At 69.0% G+C, this 25,578-nt stretch carries 29 protein-coding genes and 2 pseudogenes; 17 read left to right on the forward strand and 14 right to left on the reverse strand.

Annotated features, from left to right (window positions below; all coding sequences use genetic code 11):
* Nucleotides 1-28: 28 nt before the first annotated feature.
* The 3 genes from ACYQ8Q_RS29085 (at nt 29) to ACYQ8Q_RS29095 (ending at nt 3,726) form a co-directional block, all read left to right on the forward strand.
* Nucleotides 29-1,291 (forward strand): L,D-transpeptidase, encoded by a 1,263-nt coding sequence (locus ACYQ8Q_RS29085; RefSeq protein WP_460068822.1) that lies wholly within the window; start codon nt 29-31, stop codon nt 1,289-1,291.
* Between the two features lie 136 nt (nt 1,292-1,427).
* Nucleotides 1,428-2,900 carry an ABC transporter permease gene (locus ACYQ8Q_RS29090; RefSeq protein ID WP_460068823.1) on the forward strand — a complete coding sequence of 491 codons (1,473 nt, stop codon included), beginning with the start codon at nt 1,428-1,430 and terminating at the stop codon, nt 2,898-2,900.
* A gap of 139 nt (nt 2,901-3,039) precedes the next feature.
* The gene (locus ACYQ8Q_RS29095; RefSeq protein ID WP_460068824.1) at nt 3,040-3,726 is read left to right on the forward strand and encodes an ABC transporter ATP-binding protein; all 687 of its coding nucleotides are present in this window, start codon (nt 3,040-3,042) and stop codon (nt 3,724-3,726) included.
* Here ACYQ8Q_RS29095 and ACYQ8Q_RS29100 read toward each other — a convergent pair.
* The gene (locus ACYQ8Q_RS29100; RefSeq protein ID WP_460068825.1) at nt 3,695-4,144 is read right to left on the reverse strand and encodes an ATP-binding protein; all 450 of its coding nucleotides are present in this window, start codon (nt 4,142-4,144) and stop codon (nt 3,695-3,697) included. The genes ACYQ8Q_RS29095 and ACYQ8Q_RS29100 overlap by 32 nt on opposite strands.
* Complete coding sequence (locus ACYQ8Q_RS29105) at nt 4,141-4,344, reverse strand: hypothetical protein (RefSeq protein ID WP_460068826.1); 204 nt, start codon at nt 4,342-4,344, stop codon at nt 4,141-4,143. The genes ACYQ8Q_RS29100 and ACYQ8Q_RS29105 overlap by 4 nt, the downstream gene beginning before the upstream one ends.
* A 107-nt stretch (nt 4,345-4,451) precedes the next feature.
* Between ACYQ8Q_RS29105 and ACYQ8Q_RS29110 the strand changes: the two genes are divergently transcribed.
* The 3 genes and pseudogenes from ACYQ8Q_RS29110 to ACYQ8Q_RS29120 all read left to right on the forward strand — a co-directional run.
* Entirely contained in the window at nt 4,452-5,303 is an 852-nt protein-coding gene (locus ACYQ8Q_RS29110; protein ID WP_460068827.1) for a helix-turn-helix domain-containing protein, read from the forward strand.
* Complete coding sequence (locus ACYQ8Q_RS29115) at nt 5,284-5,481, forward strand: DUF397 domain-containing protein (RefSeq protein ID WP_460068828.1); 198 nt, start codon at nt 5,284-5,286, stop codon at nt 5,479-5,481. The genes ACYQ8Q_RS29110 and ACYQ8Q_RS29115 overlap by 20 nt, the downstream gene beginning before the upstream one ends.
* Nucleotides 5,482-5,524: 43 nt before the next feature.
* A pseudogene (locus tag ACYQ8Q_RS29120) lies at nt 5,525-5,848 on the forward strand (putative quinol monooxygenase); the annotation flags it as partial.
* Between the two features lie 2 nt (nt 5,849-5,850).
* On the opposite strand, the gene ACYQ8Q_RS29125 reads toward ACYQ8Q_RS29120, so the two are convergent.
* Nucleotides 5,851-6,753, reverse strand: a complete 903-nt coding sequence (locus ACYQ8Q_RS29125) for a helix-turn-helix domain-containing protein (protein WP_460068829.1) — start codon at nt 6,751-6,753, stop codon at nt 5,851-5,853.
* Nucleotides 6,754-6,925: 172 nt separating this feature from the next.
* Here ACYQ8Q_RS29125 and ACYQ8Q_RS29130 point away from each other — a divergent pair, with 172 nt between their 5' ends.
* The gene (locus tag ACYQ8Q_RS29130; protein WP_460068830.1) at nt 6,926-7,966 is read left to right on the forward strand and encodes an NAD(P)-dependent alcohol dehydrogenase; all 1,041 of its coding nucleotides are present in this window, start codon (nt 6,926-6,928) and stop codon (nt 7,964-7,966) included.
* A gap of 54 nt (nt 7,967-8,020) precedes the next feature.
* Here the strand turns inward: ACYQ8Q_RS29130 and ACYQ8Q_RS29135 are convergent, their stop codons facing one another.
* Entirely contained in the window at nt 8,021-8,440 is a 420-nt protein-coding gene (locus ACYQ8Q_RS29135) for a hypothetical protein (RefSeq protein ID WP_460068831.1), read from the reverse strand.
* Between the two features lie 57 nt (nt 8,441-8,497).
* Nucleotides 8,498-9,601, reverse strand: coding sequence for a serine hydrolase domain-containing protein (locus ACYQ8Q_RS29140; protein WP_460068832.1), 1,104 nt, complete (start codon nt 9,599-9,601; stop codon nt 8,498-8,500).
* A 167-nt stretch (nt 9,602-9,768) separates the two neighbouring features.
* Here ACYQ8Q_RS29140 and ACYQ8Q_RS29145 point away from each other — a divergent pair, with 167 nt between their 5' ends.
* The 3 genes from ACYQ8Q_RS29145 (at nt 9,769) to msrA (ACYQ8Q_RS29155) (ending at nt 11,994) form a co-directional block, all read left to right on the forward strand.
* Nucleotides 9,769-10,539 carry a hypothetical protein gene (locus ACYQ8Q_RS29145; RefSeq protein WP_460068833.1) on the forward strand — a complete coding sequence of 257 codons (771 nt, stop codon included), beginning with the start codon at nt 9,769-9,771 and terminating at the stop codon, nt 10,537-10,539.
* Nucleotides 10,540-10,544: 5 nt separating this feature from the next.
* Nucleotides 10,545-11,342, forward strand: coding sequence for a carbon-nitrogen family hydrolase (locus ACYQ8Q_RS29150; RefSeq protein WP_460073533.1), 798 nt, complete (start codon nt 10,545-10,547; stop codon nt 11,340-11,342).
* A 139-nt stretch (nt 11,343-11,481) separates the two neighbouring features.
* Nucleotides 11,482-11,994 carry a peptide-methionine (S)-S-oxide reductase MsrA gene (gene msrA, locus ACYQ8Q_RS29155; RefSeq protein ID WP_460068834.1) on the forward strand — a complete coding sequence of 171 codons (513 nt, stop codon included), beginning with the start codon at nt 11,482-11,484 and terminating at the stop codon, nt 11,992-11,994.
* Nucleotides 11,995-12,112: 118 nt separating this feature from the next.
* On the opposite strand, the gene ACYQ8Q_RS29160 is transcribed toward msrA (ACYQ8Q_RS29155), so the two are convergent.
* On the reverse strand, nt 12,113-13,240 hold the full coding sequence (locus ACYQ8Q_RS29160) for an HAD family hydrolase (protein WP_460068835.1): 1,128 nt from the start codon (nt 13,238-13,240) through the stop codon (nt 12,113-12,115).
* Between the two features lie 253 nt (nt 13,241-13,493).
* On the opposite strand from ACYQ8Q_RS29160, the gene ACYQ8Q_RS29165 reads away from it, so the two are divergent.
* Nucleotides 13,494-14,612: a WD40 repeat domain-containing protein gene (locus ACYQ8Q_RS29165; protein WP_460068836.1), complete on the forward strand. Its 1,119-nt coding sequence runs from the start codon at nt 13,494-13,496 to the stop codon at nt 14,610-14,612.
* 32 nt (nt 14,613-14,644) lie between these two features.
* On the opposite strand, the gene ACYQ8Q_RS29170 is transcribed toward ACYQ8Q_RS29165, so the two are convergent.
* Complete coding sequence (locus ACYQ8Q_RS29170; protein WP_460068837.1) at nt 14,645-15,058, reverse strand: hypothetical protein; 414 nt, start codon at nt 15,056-15,058, stop codon at nt 14,645-14,647.
* 119 nt (nt 15,059-15,177) lie between these two features.
* Here ACYQ8Q_RS29170 and ACYQ8Q_RS29175 point away from each other — a divergent pair, with 119 nt between their 5' ends.
* The 4 genes from ACYQ8Q_RS29175 to ACYQ8Q_RS29190 all read left to right on the forward strand — a co-directional run bounded on the left by ACYQ8Q_RS29175 (nt 15,178) and on the right by ACYQ8Q_RS29190 (nt 19,571).
* Nucleotides 15,178-15,702 (forward strand): hypothetical protein, encoded by a 525-nt coding sequence (locus ACYQ8Q_RS29175; RefSeq protein WP_460068839.1) that lies wholly within the window; start codon nt 15,178-15,180, stop codon nt 15,700-15,702.
* Nucleotides 15,703-15,799: 97 nt separating this feature from the next.
* Complete coding sequence (locus ACYQ8Q_RS29180) at nt 15,800-16,684, forward strand: YwqG family protein (RefSeq protein WP_460068841.1); 885 nt, start codon at nt 15,800-15,802, stop codon at nt 16,682-16,684.
* Between the two features lie 264 nt (nt 16,685-16,948).
* Nucleotides 16,949-19,009 carry a restriction endonuclease gene (locus ACYQ8Q_RS29185; RefSeq protein WP_460068842.1) on the forward strand — a complete coding sequence of 687 codons (2,061 nt, stop codon included), beginning with the start codon at nt 16,949-16,951 and terminating at the stop codon, nt 19,007-19,009.
* A 175-nt stretch (nt 19,010-19,184) separates the two neighbouring features.
* Nucleotides 19,185-19,571 (forward strand): Imm32 family immunity protein, encoded by a 387-nt coding sequence (locus ACYQ8Q_RS29190; protein WP_460068844.1) that lies wholly within the window; start codon nt 19,185-19,187, stop codon nt 19,569-19,571.
* A 5-nt stretch (nt 19,572-19,576) separates the two neighbouring features.
* Here the strand turns inward: ACYQ8Q_RS29190 and ACYQ8Q_RS29195 are convergent, their stop codons facing one another.
* The 4 genes from ACYQ8Q_RS29195 to ACYQ8Q_RS29210 all read right to left on the reverse strand — a co-directional run bounded on the left by ACYQ8Q_RS29195 (nt 19,577) and on the right by ACYQ8Q_RS29210 (nt 22,100).
* Entirely contained in the window at nt 19,577-20,155 is a 579-nt protein-coding gene (locus ACYQ8Q_RS29195) for a S1 RNA-binding domain-containing protein (RefSeq protein WP_460068847.1), read from the reverse strand.
* 41 nt (nt 20,156-20,196) lie between these two features.
* Complete coding sequence (locus tag ACYQ8Q_RS29200; protein WP_460068849.1) at nt 20,197-20,814, reverse strand: DUF4291 domain-containing protein; 618 nt, start codon at nt 20,812-20,814, stop codon at nt 20,197-20,199.
* Nucleotides 20,815-20,964: 150 nt separating this feature from the next.
* Nucleotides 20,965-21,591, reverse strand: coding sequence for a hypothetical protein (locus ACYQ8Q_RS29205; RefSeq protein ID WP_460068850.1), 627 nt, complete (start codon nt 21,589-21,591; stop codon nt 20,965-20,967).
* Nucleotides 21,592-21,674: 83 nt separating this feature from the next.
* The gene (locus ACYQ8Q_RS29210) at nt 21,675-22,100 is read right to left on the reverse strand and encodes a hypothetical protein (protein WP_460068853.1); all 426 of its coding nucleotides are present in this window, start codon (nt 22,098-22,100) and stop codon (nt 21,675-21,677) included.
* A 170-nt stretch (nt 22,101-22,270) separates the two neighbouring features.
* Between ACYQ8Q_RS29210 and ACYQ8Q_RS29215 the strand changes: the two are divergent.
* Nucleotides 22,271-22,587, forward strand: a pseudogene (locus ACYQ8Q_RS29215) (restriction endonuclease); the annotation flags it as partial.
* 4 nt (nt 22,588-22,591) lie between these two features.
* Nucleotides 22,592-22,855 (forward strand): DoxX family protein, encoded by a 264-nt coding sequence (locus ACYQ8Q_RS29220; protein WP_460068855.1) that lies wholly within the window; start codon nt 22,592-22,594, stop codon nt 22,853-22,855.
* 60 nt (nt 22,856-22,915) lie between these two features.
* Here the strand turns inward: ACYQ8Q_RS29220 and ACYQ8Q_RS29225 are convergent, their stop codons facing one another.
* From ACYQ8Q_RS29225 to ACYQ8Q_RS29235, 3 genes are all read right to left on the reverse strand, one after another.
* Nucleotides 22,916-23,560, reverse strand: a complete 645-nt coding sequence (locus ACYQ8Q_RS29225) for a hypothetical protein (protein WP_460068856.1) — start codon at nt 23,558-23,560, stop codon at nt 22,916-22,918.
* A 36-nt stretch (nt 23,561-23,596) separates the two neighbouring features.
* On the reverse strand, nt 23,597-24,262 hold the full coding sequence (gene msrA, locus ACYQ8Q_RS29230; RefSeq protein WP_460068858.1) for a peptide-methionine (S)-S-oxide reductase MsrA: 666 nt from the start codon (nt 24,260-24,262) through the stop codon (nt 23,597-23,599).
* A 115-nt stretch (nt 24,263-24,377) separates the two neighbouring features.
* Complete coding sequence (locus tag ACYQ8Q_RS29235) at nt 24,378-25,496, reverse strand: hypothetical protein (RefSeq protein WP_460068860.1); 1,119 nt, start codon at nt 25,494-25,496, stop codon at nt 24,378-24,380.
* Nucleotides 25,497-25,578 lie beyond the last annotated feature (82 nt).

Consider the following 25,578-nt stretch of genomic DNA (forward strand, 5'->3'; position numbering starts at 1 on the left):
CTCTCGGGGTTTCAGGGAATCGGCAACGATGGAGAAGCGTGTGATGACGGACAGTAGGCGGCGCCGAGGTCTGATGACGGCGTCCGCACTGCTCGGCGGTGTGCTGATGCTGACCGCGTGTTCCAGCGGCGACAGCAGCGCCTCGGACGGCAAGGACAGCTCCTCACAGGCCAAGGCCGACGAGGCGGCGGCGAAGAAGTCCTCCGCGGCGCAGATCAAGATCACACCCGCGGACGGCTCGAACAACGCCTCCATCAACAACTCGGCGGCCGTCACGGTGAGCAAGGGCACGCTCACCGAGGTGACGATGACCACCGCCGAGGGCACCGCCGTCGAGGGCACGCTCTCCGCCGACAAGACCAGCTGGAAGCCGAACGTCCAGCTGGAGCGCTCGACCACCTACAAGGTCGCCGCCAGCGCGAAGGACTCCAAGGGCCTGGAGGCCCACGAGAACGCGTCCTTCACCACGGTCTCCCCGGACAACAGCTTCATAGCCAACTTCACGCCCGAGGACGGCTCGACCGTCGGCGTCGGCATGCCCGTCTCGATCAACTTCAACAAGGAGATCACCAACAAGGCGGACGTGCAGAAGGGCATCACCGTCACCTCCAGCAGCGGCCAGGAGGTCGTCTGCCACTGGTTCTCCACCGTCCGCATGGACTGCCGTCCCGAGGACTACTGGAAGGAGGACTCCACCGTCACGCTGAAGCTGGCGCTCGACGGTGTCGAGGGTGCCAACGGTGTCGTCGGCGTCCAGCAGAAGACGGTCACCTTCAAGATCGGCCGCAACCAGGTCACCACCGTCGACGCGCAGACCAAGCAGATGAAGGTCACGCAGGACGGCAAGGTCGTCAAGACCATCCCGATCTCCGCCGGTTCGCCCGACAACAAGACGTACGAAGGCCAGATGGTGATCTCCGAGAAGTTCAAGGAGACCCGGATGAACGGCGCGACGGTCGGCTTCACCGACTCCGACGGCAAGGGCGAGTACGACATCAAGGACGTCCCGCACGCCATGCGCCTGACGACCTCCGGCACCTTCGTGCACGGCAACTACTGGGGCGCCAAGTCGATCTTCGGCGCGGTGAACACCAGCCACGGCTGCGTCGGCCTCTCCGACACCAAGGGCGCCAACGACGCGAGCACGCCGGCCGCGTGGTTCTACAACAACTCGATCATCGGTGACGTCGTGGTCGTCAAGAACACCGGCGACAAGACCGTGGCCCCGGACAACGGCCTCAACGGCTGGAACATGGACTGGGCCCAGTGGAAGGCCGGTTCGGCCGTCTGAACCCTGGTCATTTCATAGCTTTCCGATGCCGCCCCCAGGGGCGGCATCGGTGTTTCCGGGGTCAACCACAGCCTTCTCATCGTTCTCTTATTTCTGCCTTATGGAGTCATCACACGCCGTACCTACCTTGCGGCGCATGTTCTTCACCTACCTGAGGCGCGAGCTGCGCCGCCGCAGAAAGGCGGCCCTCGTCGTCGCCTCCGGACTCGCGCTGGGCATCGCGCTGGTCATCGTGGTCTCCTCCGTGTCCTCCGGCATGGGGAAGGCCCAGGACAAGGTCCTGCAGAGCCTCTACGGCCTGGGTACGGACATGACGGTCACCAAGGCCGCCTCGCCCACCGCGAGCGCCTCGGACCGCCCGCGCTTCCAGTTCGACGCGCAGGACAACGACTCCGACGAGGAGCAGAGCACCGACCGGGTCATGGTCCAGGGCTTCCAGACCCTCGCGACCACCACCGTCTCCAAGGTCGGCAAGCAGAGCGGGGTCTCCGACGCCGTCGGCGGACTGAGCCTCCAGGTCATCAAGGTGAGCGGCCAGTTCACCCGCGGCCAGTTCCAGCAGAACGGCAACGGCGGCACCCAGGGCGGCCCCGGCGGCGGTCAGGGAGGTGGCCAGCCGCAGGGTGAAGTACAGGGCGGCGGCGCCAACTTCGACGTCAACAACTACTCCGTCTTCGGCACCGACGTCGCCCAGCCCGACCTCGGCCCGCTGACCTCCTCCAAGATCACCAGCGGCCGTACCTTCAAGACCTCGGAGACGAACGCCAAGGTCGCCGTCGTCGACTCGGCGTACGCCAAGGAGAAGAAGCTCAAGGTCGGTTCGACCGTCACCATCAAGAGCGTCAAGTTCAAGGTGGTCGGCGTCGCCACGGCCGACAGCGGTGACTCCGCCGCCAACGTCTACATCCCGCTGACCCAGGCCCAGACGATCAGCGACTCGAAGAACAAGGTCACCACGATCTACGTCAAGGCGACCGACTCGCAGAAGATCGACAGCGTCAAGTCGGCGATCCAGAAGAACGTCTCCGGTACGACCGTGACGACCTCCGCCGACCTCGCGGACACCGTCTCCGGCTCCCTCTCCACGGCCTCCTCCCTCGCCACCAACGTCGGCAAGTGGCTGTCCATCGCCGTCCTCGTCGCGGCCTTCCTGGTCGCCGGCCTGCTGACCTCCTCCGCGGTCTCCCGCCGCGTCCGTGAGTTCGGCACCCTCAAGGCCCTGGGCTGGAAGTCCCGCCGGGTCACCGGCCAGGTCGTCGGCGAGGCCATGGTCAACGGTCTGCTCGGCGGCGCCCTCGGCATCGCCCTGGGCCTCGCCGGTGCCTACGCCGTGACGGCGGTCAGCCCCACCCTGGAAGCGTCCCTGGGCGGCGGTGGCGGTGGCGGCGGCATGGGCCAGGGCGGCCCCGGCGGCGGTGGAGGCGGCTTCGGCGGCCCCGGCCGCGCGGCGTCCCAGACCCTCGACGTGGCCCTCACGGCGCCCGTCAGCGTCACCACGGTGGCCATCGCGGTGGGCCTGGCGGTGGCGGGCGGCCTGATCGCCGGCGCCTTCGGCGGCTGGCGCGCGTCGAGGCTCCGGCCGGCGGACGCGCTGCGGCGGGTCGAGTAACGGCACACGGCACCCAGGCCGACCTCAGGGGCGCGGGGCTGCATTTGATATGCGGCTCCGCCGCGTGGGCGCGACCAGCCCCACCTGCACCAACAGCCGAATGACATCGCGCACCACCCCAGATTTCCGAGGAGCCACCATGTACGAACTCAAGGGCGTCACCAAGCGCTACACCCGCGGCAAGGACATCGTCCACGCCCTCGACGGCGTCGACCTGACCATCGCCGACGGCGACCGCCTGGTCATCCAGGGCCCCACGGGCGGCGGCAAGTCCACCCTGCTCCAGATGCTCGGCGGCCTGGACCGCCCCTCCGAGGGCGAGGTCGTCCTCGACGGCACCGACCTCGCGAAGCTCTCCGAGGCCAAGCTGACGAAGGTCCGCAGCGAGAACATCGGCTTCGTGTTCCAGTCCTTCAACCTGATCCCGACGCTCACCGCCCAGGAGAACGTCGAGACGGCCCTCGTCCCGCTGGGCGTCAAGGTCAAGGAGCGCCGCGAGCGGGCGGCGGAGGCGCTGAAGTCGGTGGGCCTGGGCGAGCGCCTGGGCCACCTCCCGTCGGAGATGTCCGGCGGCCAGCAGCAGCGCGTCGCGATCGCGCGGGCGCTGGTGAAGAACCCGAAGGTGCTCCTCGCCGACGAGCCCACCGGCAACCTCGACGAGGGCATGCGCGACGAGATCATGGAGGTCCTGGAGCGCATGTGGAAGGAGCTGGGGCTGACCTTCATCATGGTCACCCACGACTCCGCGATCGCGAAGAAGGCCCCGCGCCTGGCGACGATCCGCAAGGGCAAGATCACGGTGAAGGAGAACGCGGCGTCTTCGTGACGCGGTGACTCGACGAATCGGCTCGAACTGCCCCTCGGCACCCGTGCGGTGTGTGCCGGGGGGTTCGTGCTTCCTCCACTTCGCACCAGACGGTCTTGCGGTCCGCCCCCTGCTCGACGCCCCACCTCTCCGCGAGCGCGTCGAGGAGCGCGAGTCCCCGGCCGGACTCCTCAGTGCTGGCCGCCTGGAGGAGAACGGGCAGGGCGCGGGGGTCGGGGTCCGTCACCTCGATGCGGGTACGGCCGTACGACGTGCCCGTGACGCGGACCGTCACCGGGGTGCCCTCGCCGAGGTGGTCGATGACGTTGGTGAGCAGCTCGCTGACGCAGAGGCGGACGTCGTGACTGTGCTCGTGGAGTTGGTCGCGGAGGTCGGGGACCGACTTCGGGGTGGCGAGGAGGGTGAGTTCGAAGGTCACTGCCCGGCGGCCTTCCTGAGGAGGGCGGCGAGGTCGCGGGCCGTGGCGGTGTTGCAGTTCCCGAGTGCCACGAGGGTCTGGCGGTAGGGGGAGGTGAACGTCGGCAGGTCGATCCGGAGCGAGGGCAAGGTGATGCCGTGCAGGGCGAGGGCGGCGCGGAGTTCCTCCACGCAGGCGATCGGGTCGGCGGGGGTGGCCACGGGCTCTCCTGTGCGTACTGTGACGAAACGCTCACAGCGTGCTGTTTCGCTGGCTACCGTGAAAGAGGTTTCGCGTTCGCGATCCGTACGGCGGAGGAGGGTGAGCGATGGCCCGGGGCAAGGACATTGACGGCTCGATGAGCGTTCCGACCTTCTACGGCAAGGAGTTGCGGTGGAAGAGGGAGGCGGCGGGGCTGTCGTTGGAGGGGTTACTGAAGGGCGTCTATTACGGCAAGACGTACCTCAGCGACATTGAGAGGGGGCAGCGCAGGATGCCGCTCGATCTGGCGCAGCATGCCGATCGGGTCCTGAAGACGGACGGGTTCTTCGAGCGGCGTTGCGAGGACGTGCGAAAGGCGCGGCAGGGGGCTCACGCCGACTACTTCGCAAACGTCGTGGAATTGGAGGAACGAGCGCTGGAGATCGATGAGTGGGACCCCGCTTTGATCCCGGGACCGCTTCAACTGCCCACTTACATCAGGGCACTTGTCTTGGCCGTGCATCCCACTTCGTCGGAAGATGAGGTGGAGGCCAAGGTTGCGGCGCGGCGTGACCGGGCCTGGCTCTTCGAGGACCAGAAGGCACCCGAGAGCTGGCTCGTCCTGCATGAGTCGATCCTGCGGGACCCGATCATTCCGCCAAGCGATATGGCCGAGCAGCTCGCCCATATCGCAGAGGTAGCTCGCAAGCGTCGGGCCATTCCGCAGATCCTTCCGCGGAACTCAGGGGCGCACCCCTTCATGATGGGCACGGCCAGGTTCATGACCTTTGCCGATGCCCCGCCGCTCATGTACACGGAGGGGATGTACCACGGCCAGCTGATCGACGATCCGGCGATCGTGAGGGAGTACTCGAAGGCGTACGGTCGGCTCAGGGCCGCCGCGCTTCCACCCGAGGCTTCCCTGAAGCTCATCGAGCAAGCAGCAGAGGACTACCGAAATGGCAATCAGCCCAGCTGATCCGAGTGACCTGCACTGGCGCAAGAGCAGCCACAGCAATGGCGACGGCGGCCACTGCGTCGAAGTGGCCACTAACCTCCCCCACCTCATCCCCATCCGAGACTCCAAGCTCCCGCACGGCCCCCACCTCCTCCTCACCCCCACCGCTTGGTCCTCCTTCCTCACCGCACTGCGCTGAGCGAACACACCCCCGCAACTCCATGACGGCACCCGAGGCAACCATGACGGCCACCACGGTCGAGTACATCCGCTACCGCATCCCCGAGGAACGCTCGCCCGAGTTCCTCGCCGCCTACACCCGCGCCGCGATCCACCTCGCGGCCTCCCCGCACTGCGTCGACTACGAACTGGCCCGCTGCGAGGAGGACTTCGAGCACTTCATCCTGCGCATCACCTGGACGTCCACGGAGGACCACCTCCAGGGGTTCCGGAAGTCGGACCTGTTCCCCGCCTTCCTCGCCGAGATCCGGCCGTACGTCGCCGCCATAGAAGAAATGCGGCACTACAAGGTCACGGCCGTACGCGGAGAGGGTGCGGCTCCCCCGTATCAGGAGGACGACGGCGCCTGAGCGCCGGCCCGTGTCGCGTCCGCGCCCCACGCCGCCAGCAGCCGCAGCGCCTCCGCCGAGGCGGAGCCCGGTTCCGCGTGGTAGGTCACCAGCGCCTGATCGCCGTCGTCCGCGAGCTTGAGGCTCTCGAAGTGGAGGAAGAGCTCGCCGACGAGCGGGTGCCGCAGGTGCTTCACGCCGTGGCTCTTCTCCTTCACGTCGTGGGTCGCCCACAACCGGCGGAACTCCTCGCTCTTGACGGAGAGTTCACCGACGAGGGCGGACAGGCGCGGGTCGTCCGGGTAGCAGCCGGCGTTCATGCGCAGGAGGCAGACGATGTCGATCGCCTTCTGCTCCCAGTCCACGAACAGCTCCCGGTACTCCGGCTTCAGGAACACCAGCCGCGCCCAGTTCCGCTCCGCCGGCGGCAGCTCCCCCCAGTCGCCGAAGACCGCGGCCGCCATCCGGTTCCAGGCGAGGATCTCCGCCCGCCGTCCGGCGACGTACGCGGGTACGGCGTCCATCGCGTCGATCAGCTGCTGGAGCGCGACCCGCACCTGCTGCGGGCGCGCGGCCTGCTTCTTCTTGTGCTTCGGCTTCGCGAGATGGGTGAGGTGGGCGTGCTCGGCGTCCGTCAGCCGCAGCGCGCGGGCGATCGAGTCCAGCACGGACGCCGACACGTTGCGCCCGTTGCCCTGTTCCAGGCGGGTGTAGTACGCCACCGACACCCCGGCCAGCTGCGCCAGCTCCTCGCGTCGCAGCCCCGGTACGCGGCGGTGCCGGCCGAAGTCCGGGAGCCCCACGTCCTCCGGCTTGAGCCGGGCCCGCCGGGTGCGCAGGAACTCGCTCAGCTCGGCCCGCCGGTCCAGGGCGGGTCCGGTGGAATCGGGCTGTTCGTCCATGCGTCCAGTATTCACGGTCGTACGACCAGCATCCTGACCCCGCCAGTGGTAGGCACGGCAGACGTACGAAGAAGCGTGACCTGGGTGGATCCCCGGGGGTGCGGCACGCTGGACGCCGTACCGGCCGGAAGGCAGGCCGGGACGACAAACCCCCCGCTAGGAGATCCCCGGCATGACCACCGTTGCCGCGTACGCCGTACCCGCCGCCAAGGCTCCGCTGGAGCGCACGACGATCGAGCGCCGTCCGGTCGGCGAGTTCGACGTCCTGATCGACATCAAGTTCGCCGGCATCTGCCACTCCGACATCCACCAGGCCCGCGAGGGCTGGGGCGAGGCGATCTTCCCGATGGTCCCGGGCCACGAGATCGCGGGCATCGTCGCCGAGGTCGGCCCCGGCGTCACCAAGTACGCCGTCGGCGACCGGGTCGGCGTCGGCTGTCTCGTCGACTCCTGCCGCGAGTGCGACAACTGCAAGGCCGGCCTGGAGCAGTACTGCACCGGCGGCGCCGTCGGCACGTACAACGCGATCGGCAAGGACGGCGAGCCCACCTACGGCGGCTACGCCCGCACGATAGTCGTCGACGAGAACTTCGCCGTCCGCATCCCCGACGGCCTCGCCCTCGATGTCGCCGCGCCCCTGCTGTGCGCCGGCATCACCACGTACTCCCCGCTGAAGCGCTGGAACGCCGGCCCCGGCAAGAAGGTCGCGATCCTCGGCATGGGCGGCCTCGGCCACATGGGCGTCAAGATCGCGCACGCGCTCGGCGCCGAGGTGACCGTGCTGTCGCAGTCGCTGCGCAAGAAGGACGACGGCCTGAAGCTGGGCGCCGACCACTACTACGCCACCAGTGACGAGCGGACCTTCCAGGACCTGCGCGGCACCTTCGACCTGATCCTCTCCACGGTCTCGGCCCCGCTGGACTTCAACGCCTACCTGTCGCTGCTGAAGTCCGAGGGCGCGCTGGTGAACGTGGGCGCCCCCGAGGAGCCGATCTCCCTCAACCTGTTCTCGGTGATCGGCGGCGGCAAGACCCTCGCCGGTTCCATGATCGGCGGCATCGCGGAGACCCAGGAGATGCTGGACTTCTGCGCGGAGCACGGCTTCGGCGCCGAGATCGAGGTCATCCCGGCGGAGGAGATCAACGACGCCTACGAGCGGGTGCTGACGAGCGATGTGCGGTACCGGTTCGTGATCGACACGGCGACGATCTGACGGTCGTATCCGCAAAGCCCCGGACTGTCCGTCCGGGGCTTTGCGTCGCCCGGGTCAACGCAGGCAGTCGAGCGCTCCGCCCGACGCCGGCTGGAACACCGACCACACGATCATGGCCTGGAGGACGAGCAGCAGGACTCCGGCCGGCAGTACCATTCCCGCCATCTGCACCGGCCCGCGCGGGCGGCGCGGCAGCAGCAGTCGCCGTCCGGCGAGTGCCACGGACACCAGGGTGGCGAGCAGCCCGGCGCAGGCCGCCGTGTACATCGGCCAGGTGTTCGGCAGCGTGCGGCAGGCGTCCAGCTCGGCGGTGGCGTGCCGGTCCTCGAACACGTTGAAGCCGTACGCCATCAGCACCCCGACGGCGAGCAGTACGACGGAGGCGGAGGCGATCCGCCACCCGTCGTGGTCGGCGCCGGTGCCGGGCCGGGTGGCGGAGCCGGTGTCCAGGTCCGTGAGCGTGTCGGTACTCATGCCCATCAGGATGCGCACCGCCCCCGATCAGGTTCCCTGCCCCTCGGACGAGCGCTGTCAGGCGCGCAGACCCTTGAGCCCGTCGTAGACGGACATCACGATCTCCATTCCCCGGGTGTCCTCGGCCGGTTCGCGCATCTGGTTCGTCACGTACGCCACCGTCATCCGCGACTCGGGTTCGATCATCACCAGCGAGCCGCCCCAGCCGCCCCAGCCGAACGTGTCGCCGAAGAGTCCGTAGCCCAGCCCCCAGCGCATCGACCGGCCCAGCACCCGGTCCTCACCGTCGAACTGCTCCTCCCGCGCACGGGCGCAGCCCGCCGACGACAGCAGCCGTACCCCGCCGACCGTTCCCTCGCAGGCCATCACCGACTGGACGAGGGCGACCGAACGGGCGTTGCCGAAGCCGCTCGCGGCCGGGATCTGCGCCCGGCGCCAGGCCACGCTGTTCCCGTCCCGGACCCGGAGGGGGGTCCCGCCGGTGCCCTCGGGGGCGTCCGGCGCGCTCGCGGCGTAGTCCTCGTCCCGCCCCGGCGGCGGCACCGTGAGCGCCACCCGCCCGTCGTGCTCCGCGCCCAGTCCCAGGTGGAAGTCGGCACCGAGCGGCCCGGCGATCTCGTCGGCGAAGAAGGCCCCCGGGGTGCGGCCGCTGATCCGCCGCACGACCTCTCCGACCAGGAACCCCTGGGTGAGCGAGTGGTACCCGGCCGCGCTGCCCGGCTCCCAGTCGGGCGCCTGCGCGGCGAGGCGGGCCGTGGCGGCCGGCCAGTCGTAGATCTCCGCCACCGGGCCGTTCCACTCCGGCAGCCCTGCCGTGTGCGAGAGCAGGTGCCGGACCAGCACGCCCTCCTTGCCGGCCGCGGCGAACTCGGGCCAGTACCGGGCGACCGGCGCGTCCAGGTCCAGCTCACCCCGGTCGGCGAGCAGCAGCGCGCACAGCGCGGTCATCGTCTTCGTCACGGAGTAGACGTTGACGACCGTGTCCCGCTGCCAGGGCACCGTCCGCTCCGCGTTGGCGAACCCGCCCCAGACGTCGACCACCGCCTCGCCGTCCACGAACACGGCCACCGAGCCGCCCACGTCACCGCCGTCCAGCAGAGCGGCCAGCGTGGTGGGCACCGCCGAGAACAGATCGTCGTACGAGCCGTGGATGTCAGCCATGGGGGTATTAGCCCGCGCCGACGTGGCACCCGGCAACCGAATTCCCGGGGTACGTAGATCTACTGACGTCAGGGGCCACCGGGGGCCGATACCGTCCGGGAAGGACGGCGTGCGGAGGGCGGCGTATCGAGTACGCACGACCGGCACGCACGACAAGGGGGGAACGTGTGTTCGGCTGCCTGGGTATGGTGCTCTTCCTGGTCGTCATCGGTGAGTTCCTCGTCCTGCCGGTCTGGATGTACGACCTGATGGCGGCCCAGACGCCTCCGCAGCAACCGGACTTCGGCGAGACGACCCTCCTGATCCTGGTCTCCCTCCTCACCGCCACGGCCATCGCCTGGTCCTCGGGCCGCCGCAGACCGGGCCGGCTCCCGGAGGCCGTCGGCTGGGGGCTGCTGCTCCTCGGGCTGTGCCTGGCGGAGGCCCTGTGGCTGCGGCAGAGGATGGACAACGGTAACTGGAGTCTGGAGGCCGGCGTCGAGAGCCTCGCGGCGGGTGCGACGGCCTTCGCCTTCCGGCGGCTGCTGCGCCGCTGGGAGCGCGGCAGGCCCCTGCCGGGCGAGGTCTGGCTGGCGATGGTGCCGTTCCGCGAGCGGGAGGAGACGGCCCGCCACTACTGCGTGGTCGTCGGCCGCGGACCGACCCACGCGAAGGTCCTGCAGATCACCTCGCAGAACAAGGACGACCGCGACGACCACGTCCGCATCCCGGGCGAGGGCTGGGCCTTCAACTCCTCCAAGGACGCCCACTGGGTGGAGATCGGCGTGCCCCCGCGCCGGGTGCCGTACCGCGACTTTTTGAAAACGACCCCGCAGGGCCCGTGCCCCCGGACGACCTGGCGCCGGATCCGCAGCTCGGGGCGCGGGAGGGGCGGGCGGCTCCTTACCCTCGTAGGGGACACATTTCCTCGGACCGTGCCGAAACGGTCCCGGAGGTGACAGCCATGCGTGCCTCGCTGATCCAGCTGTCCGTGGACGCGTCGGACTCCGCCGACGAGCGCCGCCGCCGGGCGGCCTCGCTGGTCCGCGACCGGGCGGGCGACGACCTGGTGGTGCTGCCCGAGCTGTGGGCGGCCGGCGCCTGGTCGTACGACCGCTGGGACCAGGATGCCGAAGGCGTCGACGGCCCCACCGCCGAGGCCATGTCCACCGCGGCACGGCAGGCCGGGGTGTGGCTCCACGCAGGGTCGATCGTCGAGCGGGACGGGGACGGGACCCTCTACAACACCGCGCTCCTCTTCGACCGCTCCGGCGACCTGCGCGGCCGCTACCGCAAGATCCACCGGTACGGCTTCGACACCGGCGAGGCGACGCTGATGGGCGGCGGCGACGACATCGTGACGGTCCCCACCGAGCTGGGGGTGATCGGCCTGGCCACCTGCTACGACCTCCGCTTCCCCGAACTCTTCCGCGGCCTGCTCGACGCGGGCGCGGAACTGATCGCGGTACCCGCCGCCTGGCCCGCGGCCCGGCTCACCCACTGGCAGCTCCTGACCCGCACCCGGGCCCTGGAGGAGCAGGTCTTCCTCCTGGCGTGCTGCGCCACGGGCACCCACGGCGACATGCGGCAGGCCGGACACAGCATGATCATCGACCCCTGGGGGACGGTCCTGGGCGAGGCCCGCACCACGGAGGAGACGGTCGCGGCGGACCTCGCCCTCTCCGAGGTCACCCGCATCCGCTCCGAGCTGCCCGTCCTGCGCGACCGCGTCCTGGCGATCGAGGCTCCGGTACGGCGGTGAAGCGCGCGGGGTCGGCCGGGGGGGCCGGTATGGAATCGCCGGGACCCTCCGCGCGTTGAGGACAGTGGCCAGGGGATACCGGCGGTGGGCGAGCCGAGTAGCCCGAGGGACCGAGCTGAACGACATTGGAGGGGCCGTAATGGCTGCGCAGACGCAGAGGGCCGTGCTGGCGGGCGGATGCTTCTGGGGGATGGAGGAGCTGATCCGCCGGCTCCCGGGTGTGACGGCGACCAGGGTCGGTTACACCGGGGGTGACGTGCCGAACGCGACGTACCGTAACCACGGCACGCACGCGGAGGCCATCGAGATCCTCTACGACCCCGAGAAGACCGACTACCGCGCGCTCCTGGAGTTCTTCTTCCAGATCCACGACCCGAGCACCAGGAACCGCCAGGGCAACGACATCGGCCTCAGCTACCGCTCGGCGATCTACTACGTGGACGACGAGCAGAAGCGGGTCGCCGAGGACACGATCGCGGACGTGGACGCCTCCGGCCTGTGGCCCGGCAAGGTCGTCACCGAGGTGGAGCCGGTCGGCCCCTTCTGGGAGGCCGAGCCCGAGCACCAGGACTACCTCCAGCGTTATCCGGACGGCTACACCTGCCACTTCCCGCGCCCGGGCTGGCGCCTGCCGACCCGCACGGAGAGCTGACGACGGGACCGACGGGACACGGCGGCCGGGAGGACACGGTCAATGGCCTCCCGGCCCGGTCGCCGCAAGCCCTCGGTCGGTCACCGCAGGCTTCCTGTCGGTCACCGCCGCATCGCGGTCAGCGGATCTCGTCCGGCTTGACCACGAGCCAGTTCTTGTCGGCCGTCACCGGCTGGCCGAGTTCCTCCTGCCGGGCCGCGTTCGCCTTCTGCATGTCCTGGATCTGCGTGAGGTACTTGTCCTTGCGGTTGACCCAGATCCGGGTCCCGCCGTGTTCCACGTCGGTGGACTGGAAGAGCATGGGGCCGTCGCTGACCGGGGTGTCGCCCGCGACCAGGATCGGCTTGCGCCACTGGTCGATGTACGTGGAGATGGCGGCGGGCTTGCCCTGGAACCAGGTCAGCGGCGCCCACAGGGTCGGGGTCAGCTTGTCGTTCGCGAGCTCGCGCGGGTCGTAGCGGCCCTCGGCGATCTCCTTGCGGGCGGTGGTGAGGTTCCCGGTGACCGGGTCCTTGAGCAGCATGGAGACGCCGATGACGTTCTGCGGCTCGGCGCCGTAGCCGTGCTCGGGGTCGGACAGCACGTCCCGGACCAACTCCTCGCTGGCGGCGCTGACGACGTAGACCTCGATGCCGTTGTCCCGCAGGACGTGGTACAGCTCCTGCATGCCCCGGTAGAACTGAGGCGGCTGCACCTGGGTCTTCGTCAGCTGGTCACCGGCGTAGTACTCGGCCGGGATGGGTTTGCCGTAGGCGAGCAGGTCGTCGACGTACCCCTTGAGCTGCTTCAGCGTGAAGCCGGAGAAGATCTGGGCGACCCAGGGGTAGCAGACCTGGTCGTCGATCTCGCAGAGGCGGTTGTAGTAGCTGTAGAGACTCTCCTGATGGTTCTTCGTGTCCTTGAAGGGGATGAGCCTCAGAGACCGGTCCATCGTCGAGCGCTTGAGCTTCCCCTTCATCTCCAGGTAGGGGAGCAGCGACTCCTCGAGGTCGTAGCGGTAGGTGGTGTTGTCGGCGTCGAAGACCGCGTACGCGCCCTGGTGGGCGTGCTCTTCGATGACCTGGCCGAGCTTCTCGGCGACCGGAGCGGGCCAGTGCTGCAGCTGGGCCGCCACGGCCTTCCCGTCCGTGCCGGCCGCCGTCGCTTCCTGCGGCGGCCACAGCCCGACGGTGCTCGCGGTCAGCAGCGCCGCGAGCGCGCTCATCACCGCCGACAGGCCGAGCCGTCTTCTCCTGCGTGCTGCCATCTGGCCTCCCTTGAGGAGAGTGGAGCGCCCCGCGACTGCTCCACCCCCTCGGAGCAAGGCGGGGCGGCAACGAGGTTCGAATACCGCGTCAAGCGCCGCAATCATGGCCCCGTCATTGCTTGATGCGCAACAGGATGCGCAATGCGAAATTGATCGAGGGGTGCGCGCGGATCCGTCGGCACCGTTGCACGGCCGGAAAGCGGAAGTCGGCACACCGCCTTCCGCGGGATGCCGTATCGCGGGAGACTGCACCATGGCCTTACCGGGACAGCCGTCGCCGCCTCCGTCGCGGGGACCGGCCGCTGTGCTCAGCGGCCACGGCAAAGCGGTGAACGCGGTCTCGTTCAGCCCGGACGGGCGGCTGCTGGCGTCCGGAAGCAGCGACAGGACCGTGGTCCTCTGGGACGTCACGGACGTGTCCCACCCGGTCGGGGTCGCAGGCCTCACCAGCCATCGCAGAGCGGTGAACGCGGTCTCGTTCAGCCCGGACGGGCGGCTGCTGGCATCCGGAAGCACCGACTGGAGCGTGATCCTCTGGGACGTCACCGACCCGGCGAACCCGACCCGGTCGGCGGTCCTCGTCCATGAACGCCCCGGCTGGTTGTTTCGCGACGGCTGGCGGCAAGGCGGTGTCCACGCGGTGGGTTTCAGCCCGGACGGACGGTTCATCGCCTGCGCCAGCGACCGCGCCGTGATCGTCTGGAATGTCTCCGCCCCGGCACGGCCGAGCCGGTGCGCCCGTCTCACCCACCATCGCCGGCTCTGGCGGTCAGGCCCCGTCCTCTCCGTGATGTTCAGTCCGGACGGACGGCTACTGGCCTCGGGTGCGGACGGTGCCAAGGACACCGGGGTCCTGTGGGACGTCGGCGAGCCGGCGCTTCCGGTGCGAACCGCCGTCGTCCGACCGCAGGCCCGCGATCGGGTGAAGTCGTTGACCTCGGGCGGGGCGCCTGCCGTCCATGCGGTGGGGTTCAGTCATGACGGGCGGCTCCTGGCCACCGCCAGCGGGGATCTGGGCGTCGTCTCCGGCACCTACGGGTCGTGGCGGCAAGGAGCCGTCATGGTGTGGGACATCACCGACCCGGCACATCCGGTGAGGAGGGGCACAGGCACCCTCCCTCTGGCCGGTCCCGGGGAGAACACGGGGCAGATGTATGCGGTGACGTTCAGTCCGGACGACCGGTTGCTGGCCTCCGGATGCGAGAACGCGGCCGTGACCCTGTGGGATGTCACCGACCCCGCGCACCTGACCCCGGCCGCCCGTCTCACCGGCCACCGCAAGGCCGTGCTGGGTCTGGCGTTCAGCCCGGACGGACGGATACTCGCCGGCTGCGGCGCCGACACCACGGTGAGGCTGTGGGAGACGAGCTGAGGGTACGCGCCGCTTCCGGCCGCCCCTGAGTGTCACGGCAGGTAGTAGTCGGCGTACCGGGCGGACAGACCCTCGACGGAGAAGTCCTCGAAGTCGCCGGCCGCTTCGCAGCGGAGCAGTCGTCGCAGCGCCGCTCCGGCTTCGGGCAGATGCCGGCTCGACAGGTACGCCTTGGTCGTGGCCAGTCCGCTGCCGCACAGCAACTGGATGTCGATCGAGCAGTCGGCGTCCATGCCGGCGGTCTTGGCCCGCCAGATGAGCAGCACGTCCTCGAGGACCGCGGCGTTGAACAGCTGTACGCAGCAGAGCTTCATCAACTCCGTGTCACCGTCTCCCTGCGCACGCTTCTCCAGCCGGGTGCGCGCGGTGAGCAGACCGCGTACCTCGTCGAGGTCCGCCCCGGCAGGGTGCAGGCCGTACCGATGCAGGCTCTCGTCTTCGTCCATTGTTCATAGTCCTTCGTCCATCGGCCTTCATCCATCGGCCTTCGTCCTGCTTTCGGCGGGGCGCGGAACCAGATCGATCCTTGATCCTTGCCGACCTGGTGAGCCGTAAGGTGCGGCCCATGAAAGCGTTGATCGCTGCCGTCCGCGAACAGGACGACGTCGCCCGTTTCCTCGCTTGGCCGGGTGACTTCGACCTGGACCGAGGCGACCATGTCGAAGAAGTCCACCTCGCCTCGGGCGCCGCGCTCGAGGGTTTCGCCGGCGACGGCGCCGGGGGCACGTACTTCTTCTGCGGTGAGGGCGGCGAGGACCGCCCCATCCTCTATGCCGACTCCGAAGGAGGCGCGGCTCTGGTGGCGATCGGTCTGCCCGAGCTCCTGCGGCTGCTGCTGGTCACTCCTTGGTGGCGCGACTGCCGAGCGTTCACGGACGAGGAGAGCGGGGAGCTGGAGGCCGAGTACCTGGAGGACATGCCGGATCTCACGGCCCGTCGGGACCGTGCCGCGGCAGCCCTGGGCCTCGACCTGCCGGCCCCGGCAGACGTCCTGGCCCGCTTGCGGGAGGTGGCCGTCCGGAGAGGAGAGGACTTCGTCCTTGTCTTCACACGGGAGGGCAACCCCTACCAGCCGCTCATCAGGAACTGAGACGCACCGCGGTTGCGAGCACGCGCCGAGGATCGCCTGCTTGTGGCTCTTGGAGGATTCGACTGTGTCCCGTGAGATTCCCCTGCCGCCCTTCGACATGGCAGAACTCATACCGGAGTTCGCGGCCCTCGCCAGGGAGACGACCCTGCTGTATCCGCGGAGCGGGGAGCCCGGGGTCCGGGACAGCTCCCTGGGCGGTCCGTTGCTCTGGCCGGTCGGCGAACCGTGGCCGCATTGCGCACAGCCCGGCCACTGGGCCTTCGGCCATGAAGGCGGCTCGGGGGAGGGGGCGAAGCCCGGAGCGGTCCCCCTGGTGCCGGTGCTCCAGTTGTTCGCCCGTGACGTCCCCTTGCTGGAGTTCCCGCAGGGCGAGGATGTGGTGCAGTTGCTCTGGTGTGCGCTCATCCATGACGAGGATCCAGCCGGGGTCGTGCTGCCGAGGCTGTACTGGCGCAACGAGGCCGAGACGGTTGCGGCAGGACTGCTCCACGACGTTCCCGCGCCCCGCGCGGGTGAGTGCGAAGACGACTTCGTACCCCGCCCCTGCACGGTCTGTCCGACTCCTGCGGTCGAATACCCGGGCCATGACCTCCCCGATGAGCTGCTGGCGGCTCTACGGCCTCGCCTCGAAGAGCTCGAGGACCGCTTCGGGTACTGGTACACGGAGGCGGCGAGCGCCCTTCAGAACAAGGTGGGTGGCTATCCGGCGTGGACCCAACCCCCGAACTGGCCGCACTGCGGCCAAGGCCACCGCATGGAGCACCTGTTCAGCATCACGGGGGAGCCGGCCTACGGACGGTGGCTGCCGCTGGACGAACACGCGCCAGGAACGACACAACCCGAATGGGACGCCCCAGCGGTCCAGGACGTCCTGGACACCATCGGCCCGGAACTGGAGATCGGGGACGCGGGCGGCCTCTACGTCTTCCTGTGCCGCCGGTGCCCCGAGCTTCCGTACGCACACCGCTACGACTGCCACTGAGCGGGGTGTGCGCCCGCGTGCGCAAATGATCCTGGGGCAGCAGCCGGGCGGCGGAGTCCAGGGCGCCACCGCTGGCACTGCGGCCCGGTACGGTCCTGGTTACCCTCCAGTCACGTTGACCTGCGGGGATGGACCGATCGTGCTTCTTCGACGAGTGGATGTGCGAGACGGCGATTGCTGGCTAGAGTCGTCTGGTTACAACTGGTTGTGGGGACAACCAAAGTGCCTATCGGCTGCCAACGTCCTGGGGAGGGCCTGCAGCACATGAGTCGTCGCTCTACAGGTTTTGTTGGCGTCTGGGCTGAAATGCAACGGCAGCAGCAGCGCCAGCTGGAAGCCGAAGCCAGACGGCGTAGACAGCAGGAACAGCAAGCGCGGGCCTACCAGCGGCGAGCTGCTCAGAGTCACCGTGAGTACCGGCAGGCAGAGGCTCTACGGCGCACGGAAGAGCTGGACGCTCAGGTTGCGTCGTTGCAGGGCCTTCTTGCCGCGGGTTGCCGGGCTCCGGCCTTCACGGCTGCCTCTCTCATGCGACCGGAGGAGGTCCAGCCCTTCGCTCCAGGGCCTTTGGCGCTGCCCGTGCCCCTGCCGGACTTCCAGCACTACCAAACGCAGAGCGGCTGGACCGCGAATCGCCGGGCCCAGGCGCAGGCCGAAGCACGAGCGCGCTTCGAGCGGGACCGGCAGGCTGCCCAGGCCGCCGAGGCTCACCGACAGCAACAGCTGGAGGCGTACCGGCGGGAGTACCAACAGGGGGTCGATGCTCAGCTGGCTGATGTACGGCGCCACAACGCCGGCGTCGTCGCGGTGACCGATGGCGTGAGGCGCCAGGATCCCGATTCCGTGATCGAGTACTTCTCCGCCGCTCTCTACGCCTCGACGGTGTGGCCGGAAGGCTTCCCGCGCCAGGTGGCAGCAGCCTACGACCCCGCAGCCCGCGAGTTGGTGCTGGACTGGGAGCTGCCCGCCTACGGCATCGTGCCGGAGGCCAAGGCCGTTCGGTACCTGTCCGGGGCCGACCAGGACAAGGAGACTCCCCGCCCGGTAGGCCAGCGCCGTGCTCTGTACAGGGAGGTTCTGGCCCAGTGCATGCTGCTTGTTCTGCACGAGCTGTTCGCCGCGGATGAGCTGGGTGCGCTCGAGGCGGTGACCTTGAACGGGTTCGTCGATGGGCACGACCCTACGACGGGCCGACCGGGCCGTATCTTCCTCGCGACCGTCATGGCCTCGCGCTCCTCGTTCCGTGACCTGCACCTGGCGCAGGTGGACCCGGGTAGTTGCCTGGCTGACGCCCTGCGCGGGCAGCTCTCGGCCCGACCGGACCAGCTCGCACCGGTACGGCCGAGCAGGCGGCCACAGGATGTCGGGAACCGCGTCGTCGCCCACGGCGGCGACGAGGAACCGGACCTCTTCGCCATGGACCCGATCGCCTTCGAGGATCTCGTTGCCGATCTCTTCCGGGCCATGGGGATGCAGGCGGTGACCACCCAGCGCTCCAACGACGGCGGTGTGGACGTCGACGCACTGGATCCGACGCCGATCCGAGGCGGCAAGATCGTCGTCCAGGTGAAGCGCTACCGCAACACGGTGCCGCCGACCGCTGTGCGCGACCTGTACGGAACCGTGCAGGACGCCGGCGCCAACAAGGGCGTCCTGGTGACGACGTCAGGGTTCGGCCCCGGCTCACACACCTTCGCCAACGGCAAGCCGCTGGAACTCGTCTCGGGCCCCGAACTCGTAGACCTGCTGCATCGTCATGGGTTGAGTGGGCGGCTCGGTGACGGTGGTCGACAAGTCCCGGCACAGCCGACGCCCACCGTGCCGGACACTCGGCTGCCGGACGATTACAACGTCTTGGGCATGTCGTGGACCGGAAGCGTCGCCTTGGACGTGTGTGCTCTCGTCTGCCGCGGCAACCGGGTTCTCAGTGACGATCACTTCGTCTTCTTCAACAACCCGCAGACGCCGGACGGCTCAGTGCGTGCTCTCCCCGCCACCGCACCTGACAAGGCCGCGATCTGTGTCTCCTTCGACGGATTGCCCGATGAGGCAGACCGGTTCGTACTCGTGGCGGCCATCGACCCGGAGGTCAACCCGGACGCCGACCTCTCTGGCTTCACGGACGCCGGCATCCGCCTGCTCGATCCCGGGCTGGCCGAGCTGGGACAACTTGAGGTCTCCGACGGCCGGCCGCGCGAAACCGCCTTGGTGCTGGGTTCCTTCCGCCGAAGGGCGAACGGGGACTGGGACTTCGTCCTGGGCGGCAAGGGCTACACGGGCGGCCTGGAGGAACTCGTCAAGGATTTCGGCATCGAGGTGGAGTAGGTTCACCGCGCGGGCGTGGGGCGCGTGGGGCCCGCAGGTCGGCCGGCTCATGCCCGGAGCCGCGCAATGTGGTCACGGCCCGCTGCGTGTCCCAGGTACCGCGCAGGGCCTCGACCGCCTTGGCAACGACGTCTTCCTCGGCCACGGTGAGGACTGCCTTGAAGGAGCGAAGCCCGTGAGACTGGTGTCCGACCCTGCGTTCGGCGAAGTGGTTCTCTCCGCAACGGCGGAAGAACTGACCCGCTTGGCAAGTGCGGTGGCCCGAGGCGAGGGGCTGCTCGGCTCCACCTGTAGGGCGGAGACCAACGGCTTGGTAGGGGTCGAGGTCGACAGGACTTCCGGTCCCGGTGTCCTGATCCACCGGGACGCCGAGCGACGGCTCCTCGTCATCAGCGGTGATTCCGCGGGCCGGGCGGTACTGGCGGAGAACCTGCGAGCCATGGCCGCCGACGAGGAGGGCGGTCACCTCCACATCGACTACTTTCCCGGGCACTTCTACCTTGTCGAGGGATCAGTGTCGCTGGTGGTCAACAGTCCGCACGGAGGCATGCCGATCAGTTGAACACCTCAGTCGGTCAAGGCGTCGGGCAGGTCCTGGCCGACGCCTTCGGCTGACAGCCGCACACGGGCCCCTTCGAGGTCGACGTCGACGATCCGCACCGATACGTCCTGGCCCTCGCCGACGCTCTTCGCGAAGTCCGCGACCGGCCCGGTGAGCGGAACGAGCCCTTCCACGCAGTCGGCGATGCGTACGAAGAACCCGATCGGCGCGATCTTCGTGACGTGTCCGGTGACCACCTGGCCGACACGCTCCACGAACCCGGGGAGCAGGTCCTCGTGCTCGGCCCACTCGCGCAGCATGATGCCCACCTGGTGCTGGTGCTCGGCGTGCCAGACCACCTCGCCGGAGACGAGATTGCCCACGGCCGGCAGGTCCATACACCTGGGCATCCTGTCGATTCTGGCCAGGCCAAGGGCTTCAGGGTGACCGTCGATCGAGAGGAAGACGCCGAAGGGCTGTCTGCCGACGACCTCACCGGCGATCGGGGTGCCGACGGGCAGGGAACGAACCGTCTCAGGCCAGGTCAGGTCGGCGGCGGTGGCCTGGCACCAGCCGTTCTCGGAGGGCCAGGAGTACTCGCGCATCCGCTGATGATGGCACGGGACACCTGCTGCCTACAGGCCCGTCAGGACGGAGAGCGCCTGCGGACCTGTCGGCGCAGATGCGTCAGCACCTCCTCCGCCACCGGATAGGGCCGCTCCTCCGGCAACAACGCGGCCGCCTGTTCCAGTTCACCCGCACGCACATGCCCGTGAACCTGCGTCGCCAGCGGCGTCACATCCTCGATGCCGACGATCCACTCGTCCGCGTACCGCGCGGTCGCCTCCCCCGCGAGGCCCAGCTGCAACGACCGGTACGGCAAGGGCCGCAACCGCAGATCCCGCTCCGGATCCCACTGCACCCGCGCGGGCGCCCGCCTCAACTGCCGCCTCCACTCGGCCTGGTCGGCATGCAGCTCGGGCACGAAGTGCGACAGACACGCGCGCCGCAGGGCCCACTCGAAGCCCTCCCTGCTGATCTCGACGGCGAGGACGGTCTCCTGCCCCTCCTTCGTGCCCCAGCCGCAGCGGTACATCATCCATAGGAACGACGGCTTGATCCACGTCATCCGGTCCCGCTTCCACGCGGCAGGGAATCGGCCCTTGCGGACGGCCGGCAGACCGATTTCCGGGCGGTAGGCCTGGTAGACGGTGATCGTGGATTCCGAGTGGGCCGCTCGGATCCTGCGTTGCGGTTCTTCCATGGCGTACAGCGTGGATTCGGCCGGTTCGGGAGGCCACTGATTTTCCCGTTCGCGGCTGTGCACCCGCGTCGGTGCACACCATGACGCCGGCCGAGCGTGGGATGTCGTACGAGCACTCCCCCTGCCCTACCCGCAACTGCGGTGGAGAGCTCAGTCGTTGCCCTTCTGCGACGTTCTGGCAGCGGGTCGATGCGGGACAGACACCCGAACCGAAACAGGGGAGGCCAACTCATCCGAGACTGCGTACAGGTAGGGGAAGGATGGGCTGAACTCGTTACAGGGAACCGAGATCTGAATCGACCCGTCATCGCGCGGATCGACCAGTTGCGTCTTTTCCGAGGAAGCCGCCCAAATCCGCACGGGAGTGCCGGGTCGGAAGCCGCGGCTGTTCACGATGGACACCTGCTCATCGCCCTTGGAGCAATCTCCTTCGATTTCGAAGGCTGCCGGCATGTAGTAGGCGTTCAACGAGTCCCGTGCCTGCCTGACCAGGTCCACGACATACGGTGGGTGGAGTGTGATGGCCAGGACAATGCAAACGATCAGGCACCCAACGCTCTCCGCTATCTCCTTGATGACCTTGGCCAGTTCTGCCGCGGTACTCATGACATTGTTGATCGTGCTGTTGCCGCCGGTCATGGTGACCTGACTGGCATCAGAAGCAGAAATCTGCTGAGACACGAGTTCACACGGGGCAGCGCCGTGCCCCTGCCGCTGGTCCACCCGCTCGGAGAGGTCGGTGTGGAATGCGGTGGGCATCTCCGTCACAGCAGACATGACGTCGTACGGGGGAGCACTGTTCCCGTGGAGCTGGTCCACCTGCCGGGAGCAGGGGGAGTAGGGCGCGGTCGGCATTCCTGTCATCCCCGCCTTCGCCGCGAGTCATCGCCCGCTACCTGGCGCACCTGTGCCGAGCCGCGCAGGGTGACCGCCTGCCGGACGCTGCGCGGTGCGGGACGGCTTGCTTTCGCCGCGTGCCCTCCGATCTGTGTGACGCTTCCTGAGGAATTGGCATCCACCTGCACATCCTGCTGAACCCGTGGCCCCGGCGGCGTGAATGCGGACGCGGGCCCTGTTTGCGGCGGATCGGCGTTCGGGGGGAACGCGTACCCGACGATCGTCGTCACCGCCCCTGACACCACTGTTGCCAGAGCTATCAGCAGAGCCCAGCGCGCATCCGTTTCTGCCGGAACCCAGTCCGGATCGCCCGACGACATGATCCAGGTCGTGGCGAGGAAGGACGCTGGGGCGGCAATCCCGGCAGGGAGCAAGGCGAAGCGGTTCACTTGGTACCCCCGTACATGACGATCTGCGGAATACCAGAGTGTGCCTCTTCAGGCAGATCCCGTCCAGATCATCCCTGTTGTCCGGTATGACGCATGTGGCGTGAGGGTGCGCCCAAGGCCATGGAGACCAAAGAAACATCATCCCGCTCTGGTCCCCCTGCATGCGGGTGGGTGCGCTTGAGTGCGTGGCCTTGAACGGGTTCGTCGATGGGCATGACCCCACCACGGGCCGACCGGCCATATCTTCCTCGCGGTCATGGCCTCGCGCTCCTCGTTCCGTGACCTGCACCTGGCGCAGGTGGACGCGGGCAGTTGCCTGGCTGACGCCCTGCGCGGGCAGCTCTCGGCCCGACCGGACCACCTCACACCGGTACGGCCGAGCAGGCGGCCTCAGGACGTTGGGAACCGCGTCGTCGCCCACGGCGGCGACGAGGAACCGGACCTCTTCGCCATGGATCCGATCGCCTTCGAGGATCTCGTTGAGGATTTCGGTGGGGTGGGTCGATACCGTCCCGATGCCGCTCGTCCGGCTTGTCGGCGCCGTGGAGATCCTCGGTGTGGCCGGGCTGGTCCTGCCGCCGTTGACGGGGATCGCGCCGGATCTGGCGACCTTGGCCGCGGTCGGATTCGTCGTTCTGCAGGTCCTTGCCGCCGGTCTTCATCTGTCGCGCGGAGAGGCCAAGGCCACCGGCCTGAACGTGGTCCTGATCCTCCTTGCCGCAGTCGCGGCGTGGCTGACACGGACGCACGGATGAACATCCCGCAGTACCCGCAGTACCCGCCAGGGTTTTGCTGCTTGAAAGATGCTGCTGGTGTCAGTGCTCAATCGCCGAGGATGCCGTCGCGGCATAGGAGAGCAGGTTCGCGAAGCGCAGCCAAGGGAGCAGGTACATGTTCAGGGGCGCGTAGCCAGGCCGAATATGGGTGCGCATGCCCTGGACGGTGTCGGCCAGTTCCTCGGCTGCCGGGCGGTCCAGGCGGCCGAGGGCTTTGAGGTAGGCGGACGCGGAGGCGTCGAGCCGGGTGTGGAGATCGGCGAGTTGTCGCACTTGGAGGTCAGGGGAGAGCGTGTCGTCGGGGTACGGGAACTGCCGGAAGGCCATGTGGCGGTTTGCGACGGCGGCGATCAGACCGAGCACGGAGGGCGCCGTCGAACTCGGCCAGCGGGGTCCTCGTAGGCCGAGCGTCTCGGAGGCCCGTGGGGTTCGTCGTCCTGCCGCCTTCTCCGTATGCCGGCGGACGGCGAAGTCGTTCACTTCGGCGAGGCGGACTGCTCGGCTCTCCTCCAGCGTGTCCAACGCGCGGAGCAAGGCCGCAGGATCTCGGCGCAGATCGGGAGCGGGGCACGCCGTCGCGGCCAGATACGCCCAGGTCGCGTTGAAGCCGAGCGGGCCGTAGTGCCCGACGGCACACCTCAGTGCCGTGTGCCGTCGGGCGAGCGTCAACCGCTCGTCACGCACTCTGCGCGCGTACGTTCCGAAGCCCACTCGACGCCGTCAGCCTTCGGCTTTCGCCACGCCGATCGGGCAGGAGACACCGGTCCCGCCGATCCCGCAGTACCCCGCCGGATTGCTGGCCAGGTACTGCTGGTGGTACCCCTCCGCCGGATAGAAGGGGCGGTCCGCCGCCGGGAGGATCTCCGTGGTGATCGGGCCGTGGCCGGAGGCCGTCAGGAGGTGGTGGTACGCGGTGCGGGAGGCGGCTGCCGTGATGGCGTGGGCCGGGGTGTGGGTGTAGATCGCGGAGCGGTACTGGGTGCCGACGTCGTTGCCCTGGCGGAAGCCCTGGGTGGGGTCGTGGGACTCCCAGAAGGTCTTCAGGAGGCGCTCGTAGGAGATGACGGCGGGGTCGAAGACCACGCGGACGACCTCCGTGTGGCCGGTCAGGCCGGAGCAGACCTCCTCGTAGGTGGGGTTCTCGGTATGGCCGCCCTGGTAGCCGACCAGGGTCGTCCGCACGCCGGCAGGGAGCTGCCAGAACTTGCGCTCGGCACCCCAGAAGCAGCCCAGGCCGAAGTCGGCGGTCTCATGGCCCTCGGGGTGGGGGCCGAGCAGCGGGGTGCCGAGGACGGTGTGGCGGTCGGGCACCGTGAAGATCGGTTGCGGGCGGCCCTCCAGCGCCTGTTCGGCGGTGGGCAGGACGGGCTTACGGCCGAACAGCATGACGTGCGCTCCTCTGTGTCCGAATGACCCCTGCGGGCCGCAGCCTCCAGAACCGTGCCGTGCCGTCCCGCATTCCGGTCACGTCCCGTCGCGGCGCCGGCCCGCCGCCCGGGGGTCAGTGCGGGAGCGTCGCCGGGCTGCCGCCGTTCGCCTCGTAGCCCGCCACCGCCAGCGCCCGGTAGACCGCGAACTCGCCCGCCGGGTCCGGGGAGAGGGTCCAGGGGAGGGCGCCGACATGGCCGTCGACGTGTATCAGCTGGTTCATGGCCTCGGCCCAGCGCTCGCTGCGGACCAGGAAGAAGACCAGCAGATGGCGGACCTGCGCCAGCATCGGATCGTCGTGGCGGGCCGCGTGGACCGAGAACAGGGCGCCGTGGATCGCCTTCGTCACGACCTCGCTCTGGTAGAAGCTGCTGACCAGGTTGACCTCGGGAAGGTGCTCGAAGACCCCGAAGAGCGGCATCGCGGCGAGCAGCGAACCCTGCGGCGCGCGGGCCGCGGCCGCCTCCGTGAACGAGGTCGCCAGCTCGCGCGAGCCGTGCCACTTCTCGCACCAGTAGTGCAGGGCGGCCAGATGCGCGCCCATGTGCGGGAGGGCGCGGTCCAGGATCTTCAGCCAGAGCTGCTCGAACTCGGCCTGCGAGTAGTGCAGACCGCGCGCCACCGAGAGTTCGACGATGTACGGGACCGGGTCGCCGGGGGAGAGCAGCGCCGCCTGGCCGCAGGCGTCCTTCGCCTCCTCCATGATGATCCGGAAGTCGTCCGTGCCCGGCGTCGAGGTCCGCCAGGCCTGCTGGACCAGGAACTCGGCGTGCACCGCGGCGCCGCCCGCGTCCTTGGGCGCCTCCGTCCGCCACACCCGCAGCCACTGCCCGCCCGGCGCCTCGCTCACCCCGCCCGGCCGCTGCTGGAGCTCCAGCGCGGCCGCGCCCGCGAAGGCCTGCACCCGCTGCCAGCGCAGCTCGCCCGCGATCTCCGTGCCGGCCAGCAGCTGCTGCGCCGCCCGGTAGTCCTGGGTGTGCTGCACCACGTCCAGGACGTCCAGCAGGTCCTGGTCGGGGCCGGGCATGCGGATGTCCAGCTCCTCCGTGCGCACGAAGCCGTAGTCGGCCGGGTCCGCGGCGTCCGGGTGGCCCGCCGGGACCTGCTCGATCATGCCGCGCCGACGCCGCAGGAACGGCAGCAGCACGAAGCTGATCATGATCAGAGCCATCAGGACCCAGAGAATTTCCATGTCTCAAGCGAACCAGACGCCGCCGACAATTGGCCAACCCCGGCCCGGGAGCCTGTGGAAAAACGTCCATCCCGGTCGGGAG

Source organism: Streptomyces sp. YKOK-I1, assembly GCF_054660435.1.